Origin of the sequence: Streptomyces sp. AC512_CC834, from assembly GCF_019049325.1 — a bacterium.
In the GTDB taxonomy this organism is placed as follows: domain Bacteria; phylum Actinomycetota; class Actinomycetes; order Streptomycetales; family Streptomycetaceae; genus Streptomyces.
Window position 1 is genome coordinate 185710 of record NZ_JAGMUO010000034.1, and the last position, 16013, is coordinate 201722.

A 16013-nucleotide genomic window follows, 5' to 3' on the forward strand; every position below is an offset into this window, starting at 1 on the left:
GGGTGCGCGCGTCCGGGAACTGGCGGTGAAGGCGGGTGAGGACAGAGGCCCGGGTGGCGGGAGGGGCGTCCACGCCACCCGGTCGTGTGGTGCGGCGGCGGGAAGCCGGCCCGCCCTAGAACTGGGCTGCCGCCGAGGGGGCCTTGAGGGTCCCCAGGTACTTGTGCCACAGGTGGTCGGGGTCGTTCTCGACCGCCTCGACAATCTCCCGCATCGCCGCCAGCGCCTTGGGCTCCCCGTCGTACACGTCGCCCTGGAGCATCTTGAGGACGTCCAGGCGGTAGCGCGGGTCTTGGACGAACGCGGTGAACAGGATGTTGAGCCGGTAGTAGATCGAGATGAACTCGTACCAGATCCCGCACGCCGCGCGGAGCTTGCCCACGTACGTGTCGAACCGCTCCTGGCGGAAGTCGCCGGCCTTGTGGGCCGCGACGATGTCCGCGCAGGCCATCCGGGCACTGTTGAGCGCGACGCTGACACCGCTGGAGAAGATCGGGTCGACGAACCGGGCCGCGTCGCCGATCATGACGAGCGAGTCGTCGGAGATCTGGGTCAGGGCGTAGCTGTAGTCGCCCTCGGCCTTGAACGGCTTGACGCGCTTGGCGTTCTTGAGCGCGTCCTGGAGGGCCGGGCGGCTGCCGACCATGTCCCAGAAGAACGTCTCCAGGTCGTTCTTGGCTTCCTTGAACCGCTGCTTCTGGGTGACGACACCTATGGACGTGATGGTGTCGGTGATCGGGATCTGCCACACCCAGGTGTCCTCCAGCGGGAGGAAGTGGATGAAGATGTAGTCCGCCTGGTCCTTGTTGACGGCGAGGGCCTTGCGGTCGAAGTCGTCGAACCAGGCGTGCACCGCGTACTGGTTGAAGACCGGGTCCGGCTGCTTGACCTTGAGCTGGCTGCCCATCATCGTGCGGCGGCCGCTGGCGTCGACGACCATGCGCACGGGCACGCCGACCTGCTGGTTGCCGACCTTCGCCCGGATCACCGGGCGGTCGCGGTCGGTGAAGTCGACGCGGTTGACCCGGACGCCGTGGTAGACCTTGGCGCCCAGGCTCTCCGCGTGCTGCAGCAGGATCTGGTCGAACTTCGAGCGGTCCACGTGGAAGGTGTGGTCCCGGTCGACGCCGGCCTGGTCGCGCTCGCTGAACAGCACCTCGGCGGCACGGAAGTCGTGGTCCAGGCCCGTGAAGCCCAGGTGGTCGATGTCCCCGTCCTGCGCGGAGGTCCAGGCGGCGCCGTACTTCTTGGGGAAGCCCGCGGCCTCGACCTTCGCCATCGCGCCGGTCTCCAGGAGCACCGGCGTGGTGGCCGGGACCAGCGACTCGCCGACGTGCTCGCGGGGAAAGGTCTCCGATTCGAAGACCACCACCGACATCCCCTCCTTGGCGAGGTAGGAGGCGGCGGTGGCGCCGGCCGGGCCGCCGCCGATGATGCCGATGTCGTAGTCGTAGTTCGCCGATGCCTCAGACACGTGAGCTCCTATCGGGTTCTGGTGGGTGACGTCGCGCCGTGGCCGCAGGTCAGTGGACGGGCGTACGGAGGGACAGCAGCAGGTCGGTGATGCTGTCCAGGTTCTGGAAGTTGGTGCCGGTCAGCTCGGTCGGCGGGATGTTCGTTCCCAGCTCGTCCCGGATGTAGGTGAGCAACTGGGCGGTGTTGATCGAGGTGAGGATGCCCCACTCGAGCAGCGGGGTGTCCGGGGCGATGCCCTGGCTGTCGGGCTCCGCGAGCAGTCGCTCCTGGACGAACTCGGTGAGCTGGACGATCAGTTCGTCGCGGTCACTGGCCACGGCGTACCTCCTGGAGGCGTGTTGACGGGTGGGTGTCCCGCCGGATGTCCCGCCGGGAGTGCGGCGATCGGCGGTTTCAACGCCGTATTTCAACGCCTGATGATGTCATTTCTCGATGAACTCTACTAGTGTTGAGTTCATCGTCAAGGGGTCGGCGGCAAGCGAGGACGACAGACCGCCGCCGACCGGGGACCGAAGGGGCCGGGGATGCGGGCACAGGACGACGCGAACCGGGCGGTGCACGGGCCGCCGCCCGGGCAGACCCACGTCTGGGCGGTCCCCGAGCCGGGCCCCGGACCCGGCGGCGAGGCGGTCCTGCGGCGCTGCGCCGCGTTCCTGCCGCCGGACGAGCTGGCCCGCCTCGGGCACCTCGTCGCCTCCCAGCGGGCGCTGTACGCCTCCGCGCACGCCGCGCTGAGAGGCGTCACCGCCGCCTACGCCGGCGTGCACTGGTCCCAGGTCGCCTTCGTCCGGGGCACCTTCGGCAAGCCCTACGTCCGCGGCCGGCCGGGCCTGCGCGTCAGCCTGGCTCACACCGGCGGCATGTCCCTGATCGCGGTCAGCCGCGACGGTCCCGTCGGCGTCGACGTCGAACGGATCGTGCCGCTCCGGGACCCGGCGGGGATGCGGCGCCAGATCCTCTCCGACTGGGAGGCGGACCGCTGGCCCACCGACCGCGAGGACGCCGCGCACACCGGCCTGTTCGCCCACTGGACCTGCAAGGAGGCGGTCCTCAAGGCGATCGGCAGCGGACTCGCGGGCGACCTCACCGCGGTCCGCGTGACCCCGGGCGCCCGCCGCGCGGGCCCGGTCCCGGTGCACGCCGCGCCCGGCGCCCCCACCCGCCGCTGGACCGTCCGCCTCGTCGACCTCGGCCCGCACTACCGGGCCGCGGTCGCGGTCACGGGCGGCGGCGAGGACGTACGCGTGCGCACGCTGACGCCGGGCGCGCGCCTCACGCCGTCCGAGGTCGCCGCGGTCGCGGTCGCGGGTGGCGACGAGGGCGACGGCGTACCCACGGGCGCCCCGGAACACGTCGTGCGCCGCCCGCCGTCGCCGCCCACGGCGCCCCCACTGACCGCCGCTTCGCAGCCGACCGGCTCACCAGCCACCAAGGAGACCCCGTCATGAAGCTGAGCACTCCCCGGCACACCACCCCCGCCGAGACACCCACCACCTCCGGCGCGTCCGTCCCTGCCGGGTCACCCGCCACCGCGGTGGCGCCCGCCGCCTCCGGGTCACCCGCCACCGTCGAGGTACCCGCCGCCTCCGGGGCGCTTGCCGCTGCCGGGGTGCCCGCCATCGTCGGGGCATCTGCCACTGCCGGGACACCTGCCACTGCCGGGGCACCTGCCACCGTCGAGGTACCCGTCCCCTCCGGGGCACCTGCCGCTGCCGGGGCGTCCGCCATCGTTGGGGCGCCTGCCGTTGCGGGGGCACTCGCCACCGGGGAGGTACCTGCCACCGCGGTGGCGCCCGCCATCGTCGGGGCATCCGCCACTGCCGGGTCACCCGCCACCTCCGGGATACCTGCCACTGCCGGGTCGCCCGTCCCCGTCGGGGCATTTGCCACCGTCGGAGCACTCGCCACCGGCGAGGTACCTGCCATCGCGGGGGCGCCTGCCATCGTTGGGGCATCTGCCACTGCCGGGGCGCCCGTCCCCGTTGGGGCACTCGCCACCGGCGAGGTACCCGCCACCGCCGAGGCCCCTGGCCCCATTGAGGCACCCGTCCCCGCCGAGGATCCTCGCGCCACCGGGGCACCCGTCCCCGTCGGGGCGCCCGGTCCCGTCGGGGCACCCGGTACCGCCGAGACACTCGGTCCCGCCGAGGCGCCCGGCGCCGTGCCGGCGTGGGGCGGGCGGATCGGGCCCGCGTTGATTTGCCTTCCGCATGCGGGTGGTGCCGCGCGGGCGTTCGCGAGTCTTCAGGCCGTGCTGCCGGACGCCGCGCGCACGACGCTCCTCGAACTCCCCGGCCACGGCACCAGGATGGCCGAGCCCGTACGCGACGACTTCGGCGCCGTCCTGGAGGATCTGATCCGCGCAACGGCGCCGCTCACCACCGGGGAGTACGTCCTGCTCGGCCACAGCATGGGCGCGGCGTTCGCGTACGAGATCGGCCGCTACTGGAGCGCCCTGGGCAGGCCGCCCGCCGGTGTCGTCGTCGTCGGCCGCAACGGTCCCACCGCCCGCCGCGTCCTGCCGGACCTGCACACCCTGGCCGCCCCCGCCTTCCTGGAGTCCGTGCGCCGGCTCGGCGGCACCCCGCCGCAGCTCTTCGACCACCCCGAGCTGGTCGAGCTGTTCCTGCCGGTGCTGCGCGCCGACTTCACCCTCTCGGAGACGTACACCCCACTGCCCGGACCGCCGCTGCGGGCCCCGCTGTGGGTGTGCGCGGGCGTGGACGACCCCATGGTCGACGACGCGGGCCTGCGGGACTGGGAGAACCACGGCGTCGGTGACGTCTCCGTCGAGTGGCTGCCCGGCGCACACTTCCTGCTCGACGACCCGGCCTTCCACGCCTACGTCGCCGGAGTGCTCCGGAGCCTGCCGGACCCCGGTTCCCGGGCCTGACCACGACCCGCGCCACGCATACAACGCCGCCGGCCCCCTCCCGGGAAACGGGACGGGGGCCGGCGGCGTGTGGCGGCTCAGGCGGCCGGACGGGCGCGCAGTTCCGAGAAGCGGGCCCGCCAGTAGGCCAGCGGGGTGCGGGTCGCGGAGACCTCGCCGTGGACCAGCCGGCCGATCAGGACCTGGTGGTCGCCCGCCAGATGGCTGCTGGTCAGGACGCACTCGGCGAAGGCGACCGTGTCGTCCAGGACCGGCGCGCCGGTGCGCTTGCCCGGGCTCCAGGACACCGCGGAGAACCGTTCGGGCACCGGGGAGGCGAAGACGCGTGCCGTCTCGGCCATCTCGGCGGACAGGAAGTTCACCGCGAACACCGAACTCTCACCGATGGCTTCGAGCGTGGCGCTGGGCTGCTTGACACAGACCAGGAGCAGCGGCGGCGAGGCCGACACGCTGCACACCGCGCTGCAGGTGAGCCCGCGTGGCTCACCGTCGGCCGTCAGGCTCGTCACGACGCTCACACCGGTGGGCAGTGAGCCCATAACCGAGCGGAACGTGTCGAGGTCCACCTGCTCCAACAGGGTGTCGGACGTGCTGAATCGATGGGACATGTGCAGTTCCTCGTCTCTGACTCCGAGGCGGATCAGGGCCGCTGAGGTCGTCGGGGTTCACCGTGCGTCGACGGAGGTGATCTCCTCCCGCAGTGCCCGGGTGTCCGTCTTGCCGTTGCCGGTCAGCGGCAGTTCGTCGCGGACGTGCACCGCGTCGACCACCATGTAGAGGGGCAGCCGGTCCGCGCACTCGCGCTTGAGCTCCAGAAGCCCGGGGCCCGCGGGCCCCTCGGGCACCACCACGGCGTGGATCTCGGCGTCCAGACCGCTGCCCACCACGACGCACGCCGCCGAGGCCACCTTGGGGTTCGCGGCGACCACCGTCTCGATGTCACCGAGCTCGATCCGGTGCCCGCGCACCTTCACCATGTGGTCGCGGCGCCCGACGTACTCCAGCATCCCGTCGGGGCCCATCCGCCCGATGTCCCCGGTGTAGTAGGCGCCCTTCTGCGGCTCCTGCCCCCAGTAGCCGAGCATCACCGTCGGACCGCTGACCACGATCTCGCCCTCGCCGGCGCGCGGCGGGTGCAGCCGGATGCGGTCCCCGGAGACGGCGGTGCCGATCGGCAGCGGGCGGGTGCTGCCCAGGTCCCGGTCGGTGACCTCGTAACTCGTGCACACATTGGTCTCGGTCGGCCCGTACCAGTTGAACATCCGCACGTCCGGCCAGGCCTTGCGCAGCTCGTGCAACTGCTGGATCGGGAACGGCTCCCCGGCGAACACGCAGACCCGCAGGTCCTGGGGCGGCTCACCGCCGAGCAGCTCGCCGCGCCGCATCATCAGCACCAGCGCCGACGGCACCGAGTACCAGACGCTGATCCGCTCACGGCGTATCAGGGTGCCGAGCTGCGCCGGGTCGTAGGCGAGGCCCTCGGGGATCAGCACGACCGAGGCGCCGGCCAGGAAGGTGGCGTACAGGTCGAACACCGACAGGTCGAAGTTGAACGGCGCGTGGTTGGAGAGCCGGTCGTCGGCGCTCACCCCCACCTCGGCGGCGGCCCAGCGGACGAACGCGAGCGCGTTGCGGTGGCTGATGCAGACACCCTTCGGCTCACCGGTCGAACCCGAGGTGTAGAGGATGTACGCCGGTTCGTCGGGCTCGTTCTCGTACGGGGCCGGGGCGTCCTCGGCGGGCGCCTCCTCGCGCACCTCGGCGAACGAGGCGAGCGGCAGCGCGGGGTCCCAGCCGGCGCTCGCGGCCCGGCGTACCCCGTCGGCGTCGGCCACCACCAGGGCGGGCGAGCAGCCGGCGGCGATCCGCAGCACGCGGGCGGCCGGGTTGTTGGCGCTGACCGGCGCGTAGATCGCGCCGACGCGCAGCGCGCCCTGCATGAGGGCGATGGCGTCCAGGGTCTTGTGCGTCCACAGCACCACCCGGTCCCCGGGCCGCACCCCGCGCCGGTGCAGCGCGGCCGCGTACCGGTCGGCGAGGGCGTCCAGGTCCCGGTAGCTGAAGACCCCCTGGGAGGAGCGCACGGCCGGGGCGTCCGGGGTGCGCCGGCTTGAGTCGATGACGAGCTGGTGGAGCCTCACAGACCTATCTCCTTCACTATCAACTGACGCTGGATGTCCGACGTTCCCGAGAAGATCGTGCTGGGCACGGCGTCGCGCAGGGCCGCCTCGACGCCGTCCTCCCGCAGATAGCCGCGGCCGCCGAACACCCGGACCGCGTCGGCCGCGGAGGCCAGCACGCCCTCCGAGACGGCCAGCTTCGACAGGGCGATGGCGAGCACCGACGGGTCGCCCCGGTCCATCGACCAGCAGGCGCGGTACAGCAGCAGCCGGGCGCTTTCGAGACGCAGCTTCATGTCGGCGATCCGGTGGGACACCGCCTGGAACTCGCCGATCCGGCGCCCGAACTGGCGCCGCTCGCGAGCGTGCGTCACGCACTGCTCGACGAGCCGGTCGAGCAGGCCGACGTAGAGGGCGAACAGGCAGGCCCGCTCCCAGCCCATGGAGTGCTGGAAGATCGCCGCGCCGCCGCCGACGGCCCCGAGCGCGTTCTCCTCGGGCACGAAGCAGTCCTCGAAGCTGATCGCGCCGGCCGGGCAGGAGTGCAGGCCCATCTTCTCGTACGGCTTGCCGACCACGACCCCCGGCGTCTCGCGGTCGACGACCAGGCCCGTGACGCCGAGGAAGCCCATCTTCGGGTCGACGGTCGCGTAGGTGACGTACACGTCGGCGGCAGGGCCGTTGCTGACGAAGCTCTTCGTGCCGTTCAGCACGAACCCGCCGTCCACCGGCCGGGCGACGGTGCCGAGCCGCGACGAGTCCGAGCCCGCCTCCGGTTCGGTCATCGCGTTGCCCGCGATCAGCCGGCCCGACGCCAGTGCGGGCAGCAGCCGCCGGCGCAGCGCCTCGCCGCCGAAGCGGGCGACGGGCACGGCGCACGCGAAGGTGTGCGCGGCGGCGCCGAACACCAGTCCCGTGTCCGCGCAGCCCCGGCCCACCGCCTCCACGACCCGCGCCGTGTCGAGGGCGCCGAGTCCCTGACCGCCGTGTTCCTCGGGCAGGCAGGAGCCGAGCATGCCGATCTCACCGAGGCGCAGCCAGTCCTTGCGGGAGTAGAACCCGTGGCCGGGGCCCGGCGGCGCGGGAAACGCGGTCCGGGTCGCGTCCAGTACCTCGTCGTAGCGGGCCTGTTGGCCCTCGTTCCAGCCGAACTCCACATCTGCTCCTGGGGGTACGGGGAAGGGGGCGCCCTCCCTCATCGGATCGCTGGTCAGTCCTGCTCGGGGAAGTGCCGCAGGTTCCGCGGGCCGACGTAGCGCAGCCGCGGATGGATGCGCCCCTGGCGGGTGCGCTGCTCCTCCACGTGGGCGAGCCAGCCGGGCACCCGGGCGGCCGCGAACATCGGGACGAACAGGTCGGCGGGCATGCCCAGCAGGTGGTAGATCGCGGCGGCGTAGCAGTCCACGGTCAGATAGGGGCGGGGCCCCTTCGACGGGTGGGCCGCGGCCCGTACCGCGTCCAGGACCTGCAGGACGTGGTCGTTGCCGGGGCTGCCGTTGAAGCGGCGGGCGGCCTCCCGCAGGGGCCGTACGCGGGGGTCCTCCTCGGCGTACGAGACGGTCCGGGCGCGCGCGGCGGCGGCCTGGTCGACCCGGCCGCGCAGATAGGCGGCGGCGGTGTCGGGGTCGTCGTCGCCGCGGGCCAGGTCGATGACCTGGTGGGCGGCGCCGCCGTGCAGCGGGCCGGTGAAGGTGGCGAGCGCCACGGTGATGGTGGCGAAGGTGTCGGCGCCGGTCCCGGCCGCGACCCGGGCCGCGAACGCCGAGGCGTTGCAGCCGTGTTCGGCCTGCAGCACGAGGCAGAGGTCGACGAGGCGGACGCGTTCCGGGTCGCGGGGCAGGCCGAGCATGTAGAGGATGTTCTCGGCGTGCGACAGTTCCGGCGCGGGGTCCGGCATCCGGCGTCCGGCGCGGGCCGCCTGCTGGGTCGCGAAGATCGTCGGTATCCGGGCGATCAGCCGTTCGCGCAGGTCGATGTGGGCGGCCGGGTCGGCGTTGGCCTCGGCGGCGACTCCGAGGGCGGGGACGGCGGTGCGCAGGACCGACGAGGTGCTGGCGCCCGCGTTGAGTACGAGGTTGGTGGCGACCATCGGCGGCAGCTCGCGGGCCGCGGCGAGGCGGGCCCGGAAGGCGCTCAACTCGTCGGGGTCCGGCAGCCAGCCGCGGATCAGCAGATGGACGACCTCCTCGAAGGTCACCCGGCCGATCAGCTCCTCGATGGGGTAGCCCCGGTACGACAGCCGGCCGCGGGCCGGGTCCACCTCGGATATCCCGGTCTCGCCGACGATCATCTGCGAGATGTCGGCCGGCTCGTCACCTCGGGGGCGCTCGTGCTGCTCCGGCGAGGCGTCGGCGTCGGCGCCGCCCCCGCCCCCGCCGACGCCGCCGCCGGCCCGGACCGCGGGCAGCGCGGGGGCGATCGACGACGCGTCCGGCGGGGCCTTGAACCGCGACAGCTCGGCGAGTCGCTCGTCGTAGAAGGCGCGTAGCTGTCCCACGGAGTCGATGTGCTCGATGAGATGGTCGTCGAGTGTGGTGCCCAGCTCGTGCTCCAGATGTACCTGGAGTTCCACGGCGGTGAGGTTGTCCCAACTGGTGACGGCGCGGAGTCGCATCTCGTCGCCGATGAACTCCGACGGCATGTCGAAGACGCGGGAAAGAGTGCTGATGACGGGGTGCACCAGGGCCATCTCCTTGTTCGTGCGGCGCTGTTGGGGCGGGGCGGTGGCCGACGCGCGGCGGTCAACCGGCCAGGTCCGACGTCGCCCGGCCGCGCTGCTGTTCGGGCAGCCGGACGACGGGCGCGGAGCCGGCGTGCGAGGAGTCCGCGTGCGAGGAGACGAGGTCCATCCGCGCGCGGGGGATGACGTAGGGGAGAATGGGACCGGCCATCGCGGTGGTGATCAGCGCCATGAGAACCATCTCCGTGAACAGGGTCTGGTCGAGCACCCCCAGGTTCAGACCGACCCCGAGGATGACCAGTTCGGTCAGGCCCCGGGTGTTCATGAGCACTCCGACGCCCGTCGACTCCCGCCAGGTCAGCCCGAAGGTCCTGGCCGGCAGCGCGGCCCCGAACAGCTTGCCCAGGATGGAGGCGGCGAGGATGAGCGACAGCTCGCCCCAGGCCGTCGCCGACATCGACGCGATGTCGACCGAGAGCCCGGTGATGATGAAGTAGACGGGCAGCATCAGCTCGCCCGTGTGCTGGAGCGGGCGCAGCATCTTCTCCTCCAGCAGCGCCTTCGGCCTGCGCGGCATGGCCAGTCCGAAGGCGAACGCGCCGAAGATGGGGTGGATGCCGATCTTGGCCGTGGCGAACGCCGAGAGCAGCAGACCTGCCGTCACCAGCCCCGCCAGGTAGGTGCCGCTGCCCCGTTTGGACGTCCACGCGACGGAGCGGGCCAGCAGCGGGCGGACGACGACGATCATCGCGGCGCCGTAACCGGCCGACATCCAGACCGTGTCGGTGAACGCGGAGGGTCCTGACGAGGTGACGACGGCGACGACCGCGGCCAGCAGGCACCAGGCCAGTACGTCACCGAACGCGGCGCTGGTCAGCGCGAGCGCCCCGATCTTGGTGCGCCCGATGTGGTTGTCCTTGAGGATGCGGGCCAGCACCGGGAACGCGGTGATCGACATGCTGACGCCCAGGTACAGGACGAAGGAGAAGAACGGCACCTTGTCGCCGTCGATGTGGGAGTGATTGCCGTAGATGATCGCGGCGACCCCCATGCCCAGCAGCAGAGGGCCGAGCATGCTGCCCGCGGTCACCGCGGCGACCGAGCGCTTCCTGCGGCGCATCGTCGACCAGTCCAGTTCCCAGCCGACGGTGAACATGAAGAGCAGTAAGCCCAGTTGGGCGACCATGGCCAGGACGGGCCGGACGTCGTCCGGGAACAGCCGCTGCGTCAGGTCGCCGGGGAACAGCCCGAGCAGGCTCGGACCCAGCAGGATGCCCGCGGTGATCTCTCCGATGACGGCCGGCTGGCGGAGCCGTCGCGCGAGGCGTGCGAGGGCCGCGCCCACGATGAGGATGACGGCGATCCCGGCGATGGCGGTGGCCTGCATGTCTTCGAGCGCGTGCGGTTGCGTCACGGCGTCTCCTTGGGCTTCGGCGGTCGTCGAGCGACGAACAGAATTCATTGGCAACAGAAATCAACCGTTGATGAGTTTTGCACGGGCGCCGGTGTCCGGACAAGGGGCGTCGGTGCCCCGCGGTGCCGGCGGTCCCGTGCGGGCGACCTCGCGGGGCCTGCTCGCGGGGCCCGCTCTCGGGGCTTGTTCGCGGGGCTTGCCGGTGTCCCGGCCCTGTGTAAAACTCCCTACCTGTTGAGTTCGTCATTCGTTGAGTTATCCGTTTGCTGAGTTGTGTCTCCCGAGCACGAACCGCGGAAGGCGGTGCCAGACCATGCGTGAACTGGTGGAGGTCATCGAGTCCCCGGACTCGGTACCTGCCGATGTGGCGGCTCTCGAAGTCCCCGAATCCTTCCGGGCCGCCGTTCTCCACAAGGACGAGGTGGGGATGTTCGAGGGCGTCCCGCTGCGCGAGCGGCGGCCCGCCGACTCCCTCCACATCCAGGACGTGCCGACCCCCGATCCCGGACCCGGCGAGGTCCTCGTGGCGGTCATGGCCGGCGCCGTGAACTACAACACCGTCTGGAGCGCGCTGTTCTCGCCCGTCCCCACCTTCGCCTTCCTCGAGCGCTACGCCCGCCTCGGCGGCCTGGCCGCACGGCACGACCAGCCGTACCACGTCATCGGCTCCGATCTGGCCGGCGTCGTCCTCAAGTGCGGCCCCGGTGTGCGCCGTTGGAACGCCGGCGACCGGGTCGTGGCGCACTGCGTCTCGGTGGAACTGGAGGACGCCGCAGGCCACGGCGACCCGATGCTCGACCCCGAGCAGCGCATCTGGGGATACGAGACGAACTACGGCGGACTCGCCGAACTCGCCCTCGTCAAGGCCACCCAGCTCATGCCCAAGGCAGCCCACCTCACCTGGGAGGAGGCCGCCTCGCCCGGACTGGTCAACTCGACCGCGTACCGGCAGTTGGTCACTCAGAACGGCGCCGGTATGAAGCAGGGCGACAACGTCCTCGTCTGGGGCGCCGTCGGGGGTCTCGGCTCCTACGCCACCCAGCTCGCCCTGGCCGGCGGCGCCAACCCCGTCTGCGTCGTGTCCTCACCTCAGAAGGCGGCCCTCGCCCGCGCACTGGGCGCCGAACTGATCATCGACCGCACCGCCGAGGACTACCGCTTCTGGCGGGACCCGCACACCCAGGACCCCAAGGAGTGGCGCCGGTTCGGCGCCCGCATCCGCGAACTCACCGGAGGCGAGGACGTCGACATCGTCTTCGAACACCCTGGCCGCGAGACCTTCGGCGCCTCCGTGTACGTCACCCGCAAGGGCGGCACCATCGTCACCTGCGCCTCCACCACCGGCTACAGCCACGAGTACGACAACCGCTACCTGTGGATGTCCCTGAAGCGCATCATCGGCTCCCACTGCGCCAACTACCGCGAGGCCTGGGAGGCCAACCGCCTGGTCGCCAAGGGCAGGATCCACCCCACCCTGTCGCGGACCTATGCCCTCGACGACGTCGCCGACGCCGTCCAGTCCATCCACCGCAACGAACACCACGGCAAGGTCGGCGTCCGCTGCCTCGCCCCCGCCGAGGGCCTCGGCGTCACCGACCCGGAGTTCCGCGCGCCCCGCGAGGCGGCCATCAACCGCTTCCGTATCCAGCCGCCGGGCCCCGCGAGCCCGGGACCGGCCCTGACGACGACCGCCACCAGGACCTCGACGCCTACTACGCCTACTACGCCCACTACGCCCACTACGCCCACGACGACCGCGGGGGCCGCGGGGGCCGCGGCATGAGCGACCACACCCGCCGCCACCCTGGCCCCCTGGGCATCGTCGGCCTGGGAACCATCGGCAGTGCCCTCGCCCACCGGGCCGCCCTCGCCGGGCTCGACGTCCTCGCGCTCGACCCCCGCCCCGAGGCCCGCACCCGGCCGCGAGGGCTCCTCGAGACTGCCGTCGCCGACGGTACCGTCACCCGCCAGGAGGCGGCCGACGCGCACGGACGCGTACGGCTCGTGGACCACTGGGAGCAGCTCGCCGGGGCCGGTACCGTCGTCGAGGCGGTGCCCGAACGCCGGGACGTCAAGGTCGAGGTACTGCGCGAACTCGCCCGTGTCTGCCCCCTCGACACCGTCCTCGCCACCAGCGCCTGCGCACTCTCCCTCACCGACCTCGCCGCCGCCTGTGGCCGCCCCGGCCGGCTCGTCGGCCTCCACCTCGCCCTGCCCACCTCCGGCGTCGCGGAGATCGGCCGCACCGTCATGGCCGACGACTCCGCCCTCGACCGGGTCCACGACCTGACCGGTGCCCTCGGGCTGCGCGAGGTGACCGTCGGCGACCGGGCGGGACTGATCTCCGCCTCCCTGCTCTTCGGCTTCCTCAACCAGAGTGTCACCATGTACGAGCAGCGGGTCGCCGAACGCGACGACATCGACGCCGCCATGCGCCACGGCTGCGGACTGCCCCTGGGACCGCTGCAACTCCTCGACCTGGTCGGCACGGACACCGCCTGCGACATCCTCGACGTCCTTGCCGCGCGCCTGGACGAGCCCGCACTCCAGCCCGCCCGCAGGCTCCGCCACATGGCCCTGGCCGGCCTGCTCGGCCGCAAGTCCGGACGCGGCTTCTACGACTACCGCACGCCGCCCTCCCACAACACCGGTACCACCGGCCCTGCGGCGCCCGCCGCCCGGCCGGCGAACCCGATCGCCACCGTGGGCATCGTCGGCACCGGCACCATGGCCACCGGTATCGCGGAGGTCCTCACCAAGGGCGGCTGCGCCACGGTCCTCGTCGGCCGCACCGACGAACGCGCCAAGTCCGCCCGGGAGTCGGTGGCCGGGTCGACCGGCCGGGCCGTACGGCGCGGAAAGCTGGCCGAGGCCGAGCGCGACGCCGCACTCGCACTGCTCACCCCCGGCAGCGATCTGACCCGGCTGGCCGACTGCGACCTGGTGATCGAGGCCATCGCCGAGGACCTGGACGTCAAGAAGCGGCTCTTCGCCAAGCTCGGCGTGCTGTGCAAGCCGGGCGCGCTGCTGGCCACCACCACGTCCAGTCTGCCCGTCATCGAGTGCGGTCTCGCCTCGGGGCGTCCCGAAGACGTCATGGGCATGCACTTCTTCAACCCGGCGCCTCTCATGCGGCTCGTCGAGGTCGTCCCCTCGCTGGAGACCTCGCCCCATCACGTACGGACCGCGAGGGAGTTGTGCGAGCGGCTCGGCAAACACCCCGTGCAGTGCATGGACCGGCCCGGCTTCATCGTCAACGCGCTGCTCTTCCCGTACCTCAACGGCGCCGTCCGGCTGACCGAGAGCCACTACGCCACCGCCGACGACATCGACGACGTGATGAAGCTGGGCTGCGGCTACCCCCTGGGCCCCTTCGAACTCCTCGACATCATCGGCCTCGACATCTCGCTCAGCATCCAGCGCGTCCTGCACGACGCCGACCGCCACCCCGGCTCCGTCCCCGCGCCCCTGCTGGGCCACCTGGTCGCCGCCGGCCGTGCGGGACGCAAGTCCGGGGCGGGATTCCGGGTGTACGGCGGCTGACGCGGCCCGGTCCGTACGGGACCGGCGGCACCGCAGGCTTCGGCGTCCCGGGTACGGGGCGCCACGTACCGAGGGAGCAGACGATGGGCAATCGAGGCTCCGACAGGACCACCCGCGCGAGCGGCGACGACACCCTCGCCCGGCAGCCGACCGGCTGCCCGGGGGCGGCCCGGCCCGGTGGCGTGCCCAACCCTCACCCCTCACCCCTCACACCGACGGCGCGGACCGACCTCCGCGCGACGCACGGGGCCCGGTGAACAACGTGTCCGCGTCCCGGGACGGAGACGAGCAGTGACAGTGAAAGCGAAAGTGACACCCGCAGAGCGCGCCGAAGCCGGACCCTCCGCGGCCGTCCCGCGCCCGGCGCCCGTACCCGGGGGCGGTGCGCCCGCCACGGTGCGCGACGCCGCCCTCGCGGCGCGCGAGGCCGCCGTCCGGCTGGCCAGCACGACCGGCGCCGAACGCGCCACCGCGCTGCGGGCGATCGCCGTCCGGCTGACCGCGAGCACGGCGGACATCCTCGCCGCGAACGGGCGCGACATGGCCGCCGCCGAGTCGGCCGGACGGTCGGCGACCGTCCTCGACCGGTTGAAGGTCACCGAGTCGCAGCTCCGGGCCCTCGCGGACATGGCCGCCGATCTCGCCACCCAGGACGACCCGGTCGGCGAGACGGAGAGCGGCGCCGTCATGCCCAACGGCCTCGAAGTACGGCGGATCCGGGTGCCCCTCGGCGTCGTCGGCGTGATCTACGAAGGCCGCCCGAACGTCACCGTCGACGCCGCCGCCCTCTGTCTCAAGAGCGGCAACGCGGCCCTGCTGCGCGGTTCCTCGAGCGCCCGGTACACCAACGCCGCCCTCGTCACGGCGATGCGGTCCGCCCTGGCGGACACCGCCGTACCGGCCGACGCCGTCCAGTTGGTGCCGGGCACGACACACGCCTCCGTCCACGAACTCATGGCGCTGCGCGGACTGGTGGACGTCCTCGTCCCGCGCGGCGGCCGGGAGCTGATCCGGGCCACGGTCCGCGAGTCCGCCGTCCCCGTGATCGAGACGGGTGTCGGCAACTGCCATGTCTACGTCGACGAACACGCCGACCTCGACAAGGCGCTGGCCGTGCTGCTCAACGCCAAGACGCAGCGGCCGTCCGTCTGCAACGCCACCGAGTCGCTCCTCGTCCACGAGGCCGTGGCCGCCCGTTTCCTGCCCCGCGCGCTCGCCGCCCTGGCCGGACACGGCGTCGTGGTGCACGGAGACGCGCGGGTACGGTCCTTCGACGACGCGGTGGTGCCCGCCACGGAGGAGGACTGGGGACGTGAGTACCTCGCCCTCGAACTCTCCGCCGCCGTGGTCGGCTCGCTGGACGCCGCCGTCGCCCACATCCGGCGCCACGGCAGCGGCCACACGGAGGCGATCGTCACCGACTCGCAGACCGCGGCACGCCGGTTCGTAGCGACCCTGGACACGGCGGTCGTCGCCGTCAACGCCTCCACGCGCTTCGCCGACGGCGGGGAACTCGGCCTCGGCACCGAACTCGGCATCTCCACCCAGAAACTGCACGCGCGCGGTCCGATGGGACTGACCGCGCTGACCACCGCCAAGTACGTCCTCGTGGGCGACGGGCACACCCGGAGCCAAGCCGCGACACGCCCCTAGAGCAGGAGGTCCGGTCATGTACGTGCGCATCATCACCGCGACGGAGCCCACGGGGTGGCTCCTGTACGAGAAGGAGCCACGGGGGGAACACCGGCAGTCCGTCGCCGCCGCCGTGGCCGCTGTCACCGCCGTGGCCGCGGCCCCGTGGCTCGGACTCGCCGGAGCGGAGGACGACCCCGCCGAGTTCCACATCGTCCGGGGCATCGACTGACCCGAAGCCCGATGCCGGGGTCG

At 72.3% G+C, this 16013-nt stretch carries 13 protein-coding genes; 6 read left to right on the forward strand and 7 right to left on the reverse strand.

What is annotated here, in order from left to right; all coding sequences use genetic code 11:
- Positions 1–115 precede the first annotated feature (115 nt).
- Together KUM40_RS14080 and KUM40_RS14085 are read right to left on the reverse strand one after the other, a co-directional pair.
- On the reverse strand, positions 116–1474 hold the full coding sequence (locus KUM40_RS14080) for an NAD(P)/FAD-dependent oxidoreductase (RefSeq protein WP_217166211.1): 1359 nt from the start codon (positions 1472–1474) through the stop codon (positions 116–118).
- 49 nt (positions 1475–1523) lie between these two features.
- A complete protein-coding gene (locus KUM40_RS14085; RefSeq protein WP_217166212.1) occupies positions 1524–1793 on the reverse strand; it encodes an acyl carrier protein in 270 nt (89 codons plus the stop codon).
- A gap of 207 nt (positions 1794–2000) precedes the next feature.
- Here KUM40_RS14085 and KUM40_RS14090 point away from each other — a divergent pair, with 207 nt between their 5' ends.
- Together KUM40_RS14090 and KUM40_RS42125 are read left to right on the forward strand one after the other, a co-directional pair.
- Positions 2001–2924: a 4'-phosphopantetheinyl transferase superfamily protein gene (locus KUM40_RS14090; RefSeq protein WP_217166214.1), complete on the forward strand. Its 924-nt coding sequence runs from the start codon at positions 2001–2003 to the stop codon at positions 2922–2924.
- A complete protein-coding gene (locus KUM40_RS42125; RefSeq protein ID WP_302180849.1) occupies positions 2921–4369 on the forward strand; it encodes a thioesterase domain-containing protein in 1449 nt (482 codons plus the stop codon). Before KUM40_RS14090 ends, KUM40_RS42125 begins: the two co-directional genes overlap by 4 nt.
- A 77-nt stretch (positions 4370–4446) precedes the next feature.
- On the opposite strand, the gene KUM40_RS14100 is transcribed toward KUM40_RS42125, so the two are convergent.
- From KUM40_RS14100 to KUM40_RS14120, 5 genes are read right to left on the reverse strand one after another with little or no spacing between them, the layout of a single operon-like run.
- Positions 4447–4977: a flavin reductase family protein gene (locus KUM40_RS14100; protein WP_217166216.1), complete on the reverse strand. Its 531-nt coding sequence runs from the start codon at positions 4975–4977 to the stop codon at positions 4447–4449.
- 57 nt (positions 4978–5034) lie between these two features.
- A complete protein-coding gene (locus KUM40_RS14105) occupies positions 5035–6510 on the reverse strand; it encodes an amino acid adenylation domain-containing protein (protein WP_217166217.1) in 1476 nt (491 codons plus the stop codon).
- Positions 6507–7646, reverse strand: a complete 1140-nt coding sequence (locus KUM40_RS14110; protein WP_217166218.1) for an acyl-CoA dehydrogenase family protein — start codon at positions 7644–7646, stop codon at positions 6507–6509. Before KUM40_RS14110 ends, KUM40_RS14105 begins: the two co-directional genes overlap by 4 nt.
- Positions 7647–7699: 53 nt before the next feature.
- Positions 7700–9178 carry a citrate/2-methylcitrate synthase gene (locus KUM40_RS14115; RefSeq protein WP_217166219.1) on the reverse strand — a complete coding sequence of 493 codons (1479 nt, stop codon included), beginning with the start codon at positions 9176–9178 and terminating at the stop codon, positions 7700–7702.
- Between the two features lie 52 nt (positions 9179–9230).
- Positions 9231–10583, reverse strand: a complete 1353-nt coding sequence (locus KUM40_RS14120) for a cation:proton antiporter (protein ID WP_217166221.1) — start codon at positions 10581–10583, stop codon at positions 9231–9233.
- Between the two features lie 313 nt (positions 10584–10896).
- Here KUM40_RS14120 and ccrA point away from each other — a divergent pair, with 313 nt between their 5' ends.
- The 4 genes from ccrA (at position 10897) to KUM40_RS14140 (ending at position 15990) form a co-directional block, all read left to right on the forward strand.
- Positions 10897–12366 (forward strand): crotonyl-CoA carboxylase/reductase, encoded by a 1470-nt coding sequence (gene ccrA, locus KUM40_RS14125; RefSeq protein ID WP_217166223.1) that lies wholly within the window; start codon positions 10897–10899, stop codon positions 12364–12366.
- The gene (locus KUM40_RS14130; protein ID WP_217166225.1) at positions 12363–14126 is read left to right on the forward strand and encodes a 3-hydroxyacyl-CoA dehydrogenase family protein; all 1764 of its coding nucleotides are present in this window, start codon (positions 12363–12365) and stop codon (positions 14124–14126) included. Before ccrA ends, KUM40_RS14130 begins: the two co-directional genes overlap by 4 nt.
- A gap of 396 nt (positions 14127–14522) precedes the next feature.
- Complete coding sequence (locus KUM40_RS14135; RefSeq protein WP_217166473.1) at positions 14523–15779, forward strand: glutamate-5-semialdehyde dehydrogenase; 1257 nt, start codon at positions 14523–14525, stop codon at positions 15777–15779.
- A gap of 16 nt (positions 15780–15795) precedes the next feature.
- Entirely contained in the window at positions 15796–15990 is a 195-nt protein-coding gene (locus tag KUM40_RS14140; RefSeq protein WP_217166226.1) for a hypothetical protein, read from the forward strand.
- Positions 15991–16013 lie beyond the last annotated feature (23 nt).